Origin of the sequence: Frankia sp. QA3 (assembly GCF_000262465.1) — a bacterium.
Classification (GTDB): domain Bacteria; phylum Actinomycetota; class Actinomycetes; order Frankiales; family Frankiaceae; genus Frankia.
Window position 1 is genome coordinate 1,947,003 of record NZ_CM001489.1, and the last position, 4,643, is coordinate 1,951,645.

5 protein-coding genes and 2 pseudogenes are annotated in these 4,643 nt (G+C 73.2%); 4 read left to right on the forward strand and 3 right to left on the reverse strand.

What is annotated here, in order from left to right:
* A pseudogene (locus tag FRAQA3DRAFT_RS36885) lies at nucleotides 1-243 on the reverse strand (alpha/beta hydrolase); the annotation flags it as partial.
* A 150-nt stretch (nucleotides 244-393) separates the two neighbouring features.
* Here FRAQA3DRAFT_RS36885 and FRAQA3DRAFT_RS07805 point away from each other — a divergent pair.
* The 4 genes and pseudogenes from FRAQA3DRAFT_RS07805 (at nucleotide 394) to FRAQA3DRAFT_RS38525 (ending at nucleotide 2,790) form a co-directional block, all read left to right on the forward strand.
* On the forward strand, nucleotides 394-699 hold the full coding sequence (locus FRAQA3DRAFT_RS07805) for a helix-turn-helix domain-containing protein (RefSeq protein ID WP_009738526.1): 306 nt from the start codon (nucleotides 394-396) through the stop codon (nucleotides 697-699).
* Complete coding sequence (locus FRAQA3DRAFT_RS31345; RefSeq protein ID WP_009738527.1) at nucleotides 696-1,805, forward strand: hypothetical protein; 1,110 nt, start codon at nucleotides 696-698, stop codon at nucleotides 1,803-1,805. Before FRAQA3DRAFT_RS07805 ends, FRAQA3DRAFT_RS31345 begins: the two co-directional genes overlap by 4 nt.
* Before the next feature lie 118 nt (nucleotides 1,806-1,923).
* Nucleotides 1,924-2,214: pseudogene (locus FRAQA3DRAFT_RS38520) on the forward strand (site-specific integrase); the annotation flags it as partial.
* Nucleotides 2,215-2,289: 75 nt separating this feature from the next.
* Entirely contained in the window at nucleotides 2,290-2,790 is a 501-nt protein-coding gene (locus FRAQA3DRAFT_RS38525; RefSeq protein WP_369809445.1) for a tyrosine-type recombinase/integrase, read from the forward strand.
* A 110-nt stretch (nucleotides 2,791-2,900) separates the two neighbouring features.
* Here the strand turns inward: FRAQA3DRAFT_RS38525 and FRAQA3DRAFT_RS07820 are convergent, their stop codons facing one another.
* Both FRAQA3DRAFT_RS07820 and FRAQA3DRAFT_RS07825 read right to left on the reverse strand, forming a co-directional pair.
* The gene (locus FRAQA3DRAFT_RS07820) at nucleotides 2,901-3,812 is read right to left on the reverse strand and encodes a sigma-70 family RNA polymerase sigma factor (protein ID WP_009738529.1); all 912 of its coding nucleotides are present in this window, start codon (nucleotides 3,810-3,812) and stop codon (nucleotides 2,901-2,903) included.
* A 296-nt stretch (nucleotides 3,813-4,108) separates the two neighbouring features.
* Nucleotides 4,109-4,643 (reverse strand): DUF2599 domain-containing protein (locus FRAQA3DRAFT_RS07825; protein WP_009738530.1); only part of this gene is annotated, 535 nt, incomplete at its 5' end.

Below are 4,643 nucleotides of genomic sequence, written 5' to 3' on the forward strand. Positions count from 1 at the left end.
GAGGACCACCACCCGGTGACGCCCGGCGAGCCGGCTGATCACCTCGCTGTAGGCCTCCACGGTGACCGGCGGATCCGCGACGAACACCAGCGTCCGCCCATGTCCGACGTCGCGGACGCGCAGCAGCGCACCGGCGGCCTCGACGACGCGCACCCCCGGTGTCCGGGCCGACGCGGGCAGCCCGCGCCGCAGCGGCCGAGCGAACCGCTCGTCGATCCAAGGTCCCCATCGCGTCGCCGGCACCCGTCCATGTCATCAGACCGGTGCTGGCCAGCGTCGACCGGAGCCGGTAAAGGCGAGACCAATCCGGCGCCGGTCTGGCACCCGATCATCCCCGTGTACCCCCACCAGGGCTGCCAGCAGCAGGCCAGCCGGGGCGCAGGGGGTGCCCGAGTGTCCCCAGACTCGGTACCGGATCAGGCCCTGACCAGGGACGGGGATGGTCGGCGGGACGGCTCCGGGGATCGTCCCCGCGGCGGCCGGGCCGCGGTGCGCGCCCGCGGCCGTGCCGGCGGACGGCGACCCCGGCTCACCATTGACCAGGCCGCGCTCGCCCAGCAGCTTTACGACGGTGGCAAGCACACCGTCGCGCAGATCGCCGCGATGTTCGGCGTCCCCCGCTCCACGGTGTACGGCCACCTCGACAAGACCACCATCGGCAACCGGCCCACGATTCGACACGGGGAGCCGGTGGCATGAAGCCCGCGGACTTCTTCGACGTCCCTGAGCAGCCGTCCTGGGCCACCCTCGACGACGACCCGTTCGACATCGGCCACCAGATGGAACCCATCTTCAGCGAAGCACGCGTGGAGGCACTCCGGGCAGTCCTGCGCCGACTCGCCCCGCCCTTCGAGGTGCCCTTCCGCGATTTCTCCTCGTTCCGCACCTACTGGATCAAGAACGAGATGTCAGGCTCCTGGGCAGCCCGCCGCGAATACCTCGAAACGATCTTCGGCCCCCTGCGGGCGCGCCTGCTCCGGATGGAAGAAGCCCGCCTCGAGGACCAACTCGCCACTCCCATCAGCCCCAGAAGCGCCACCGGCTGGCCCGACGTCGACCGCGAGATCCAGGAGCTGCGACGCCACTTCCACCTTGCCTCGGCCCCCCAGGACTACCGAGGAATCGGAACCGACTGCGTGGACGTCCTCATAGCGCTGGGACGCACCGTCTACGACCCTCAGCGCCACCTGCGCCCCGGCGAGACCGTGCCGCCGCCGGACAAGACCAAGCAGCGCCTCGGTCGGTTCATCGAGGGCGCACTCCCCGGAACAGGCAACGCCGACCTGCGCGGCCTGGCTACCAAGACGAGCGAGCTCGCCCACCACGTAAAGCACAACACCACGCCTACCCGCCGCGAGGCCGGCATCGCCGCTGATGCCGTCATTCTCCTCGTGAACATGCTCCGCCGGCTCGGCGACCGACCGGATAGATCATCGCTGGCGCCAACGGCTGCACGGATCTTCCTCGACCCCCGTACCGGATCCACCGGCCCGACATCCTGGTCCAGCCGGACATCCCCGGGGTGCGGATGTGCCCGCCGGCGGCCGGCCGGCTGTGCCTGGAGGAGCTGCGCCCGCTGCTGCGCGGTGAGAGTCGCGACTAGTCATCCCGCGGCCCCCGCGCACGCGGGGGAGCCGCGCGTCGAATCGGGCGTACAGCATGGACCTGGGCCGACCTGCACATCGTCATCGACAACCCCGTTTCCCAGGACGACCGGGAAACCGGCGGATCAGGTCGGGGTGCTCCGGGCTCGGCGGAAGACCTCGGGGCGCGCGAGCCGGGTCCGGTCGCCCGTGAACCCATAGCGGGTGACCTCGCCGGCCAGGGCCGTACGGTCCCCCCGGCGCCCCCCGCGCGCACACGCGCGAGGGCCAGTCTGGCCGCGTCCTGGGGTCAAGGGGTCGCCGTAGTACCGGAGAAAAAATGGAGCACGACTCGCCGACGTTGCTGTTCCGGCTGACGTGCGAGTACCTGATCTCGGCGAAGGTGATCCGGCCGGGGCCGGTGACGGTGGTGAAGCGGGTCGCGCACGCCCGCGAGGTCGCGCGGCAGGAGACGTTCGACCGGCTGGCGCACGAGTTCACCGACGAGCGCCGCGTCGGGCTGGACGGCCTGCTGGTGACTGACCCGGCGATCGGGATGACCCGGCTGCGGTGGCTGGGCACGGGGCCGGTGGAGGCCTCGCCCGCAGCGGTGAACAACGACGACACCAAGGCCGTGTCGCGCTCCCGAATCGACCGGTTGTGCCGACGCCGCGACGTCCCGCTGCGCGAGAAGACGCTGTGGCGGATGCTCTACGAGTCCGCCAGCAGGGCCTCGGCGGTACTCGCGCTCAACATCGAGGACCTGGACCTGCCCAACAAACAGGCCCGGGTCACCGTCGAGGGCGGCGACACCATGTGGATCACCTGGGGCACCGACACCGCCCACCTGCTGCCCCGGCTGATCGCCGGCCGCGCACGCGGCCCACTGTTCCTCTCGGCACACCGGCCCGGCCCACACCGCCGCGCGACCACCGACCCCCGCGACCTCGGCCCAGACACAGGCCGGGTCCGGCTGGGATACGACCGGGCACGGATCCTGCTCGGCCACTACGGCGACGGGCTGCGCCTGCACCAACTCCGGCACAGCTCGGCCACCCACCTCGGCGACGCCAACACCTCCGCAAACGTGATCATGGCCAAGACCGGACACAAGTCGCTGCGCAGCGTGCAGCGCTACGTCAAGCCAGGTCTGGCCGCCGTGCACCAGGCCACCGAGGTGCTGTCCAGCCCGCGGCGCCGAGGGTAGCTCGGGATCATCGCAGGTCAGGCAGATCCGCCCGATTTTTCGCGAGTACTACGGCGACCCCCTCTGGAAGGGCAAGGGAGGCACCGGGATCGACCGCGGGCGGCGGCGGGTCAGGCGTCCAGGTCGAGGTCCAGGGTGCGCAGGCGGTCGGGGTCGGCGAGGATGTCGATCTCGGTGATGCGCCCGCCGCTGATCGTGAAACCCATGACGGCGAAAGGCCGCCCGGCGCTCATCGTGACCAGCCCGGCGGTGCCGTTGACCAGCGCCGGGCGGGCAGCACGGCCGAAGCGGCGGAACGTCAGCGCCCGGGCGGCGACGGCGCGTGCCCCGCGGGTCCGCCCGGAGCCGCTGACCCCCATCCCGGCGGCCCCCCGGTCGGCGCGCAGCACCACGTCGGGGTCGAGCACGGCGAGCAGGGCGTCGAAGTCCCCGCCACGGGCGGCGGCGAGGAAGGCATCGACGACGGCGCGCTGGCGGGCCAGGTCCACGTCGGGCGCGGTCGGCGCGCCCTGCACCCGGCGCCGCGCCCGGCTGGCCAGCTGGCGGGTGGCCGCCGGGGAGCGCCCCACGATCGGGGCGATGTCGTCGAAGGGGACGGCGAACATGTCGTGCAGCACGAACGCGAGCCGTTCGGCCGGGCCGAGGGTCTCCAGAACGACGAGCAGGGCCAGGCCGACCGCGTCGGCGATCAACACCTGCTGGGCGGGGTCGACGCCGTCGGCGCGGCTGACGACCGGGTCGGGCAGGCGCACGAGGTCGTCGAGGGGATCCTCCCGCCGCGCGGTGCGCGAGCGCAGCATGTCCAGACACACCCGGCCGACGACGGTCGTCAGCCAGCCGCCGAGGTTGTCCACGGCGTCGCTGTCGGCGCGGCTCAGGCGCAGCCATGCCTCCTGCACGGCGTCGTCGGCCTCGGCCAGCGAGCCGAGCATGCGGTAGGCGACCGCCCGCAGCTGGCCGCGGTGCGCCTCGAACCGGGCCGCGAGCAGCTCCTGGGCGCCGTGTCGTTCCTGCTCGTCCATGATCGCCTTCCGTGGTGGCTGCCGGGTGTCGCAACCCTGACGGATCGCACGCCACCGGCGTGACACCGCACGCCGCACCCGGTTCGGGTGACGGTGCGCGGCGGATGTCCCCCAATGCACGGTGGGCGATCCACGGCGGCGATCCACGGCGGGCGATGTTCGAAGGGCGATGTTCGAAGGGCGATGTTCGAGGGGCGCAGGGCAGGGCGGGGCACGGGCTGGTGGGCGCAGTCGTTCGCCGCCTGGTACGGCGTGCGGGTCGTCGCCGTCAAGCCGGCGGTGGGTGGGCGCGTGGGTCAGGCGTGCTCGCCGGCGACGGTGTGCCGGGGTCGGACGCCGTCGGGGCGCCAGACGCGGGCGGGCGGGCCGGTGGGGTCGGTGCCGAGGGTGTTGGCGCAGCGGGTGGAGATCCACGTCGACACCGAGTTCGGTCGCATCATCGGCCGCCAGCTCTCCAGGTCGTAGGTGTCGCCGGTGGCGTAACCCGGGCCGCCGCCCAGCGCGGGCACCAGGGCCAGGTACTGGTGGCAGCTCAGCTGGGCGTGCAGGCTGTCGGTGACGTCGCGGCCGAGGGCGGGCAGAGTGGACACGCAGCCGCCGATGGCCGTCCAGATCGCGTCGGTGGCCTCGTCGCGGTCGCCGTGGCGGGCGGCCGGGGTGGGCCGCACCGAGATCCGCAGCCGGCCGTCGGTCCACTGCTCGACGACGATCTCCTCGACGTAGCGGCTGGACCCGCAGTACGGCGTCGCCGCCGCGGGCACCGCGGCGGCGGGCGGCGCGGCGGCCGGGGTGGCCGGCGCGGGGGTGGTGGCCGCCGGGGCGGGGCGCGCC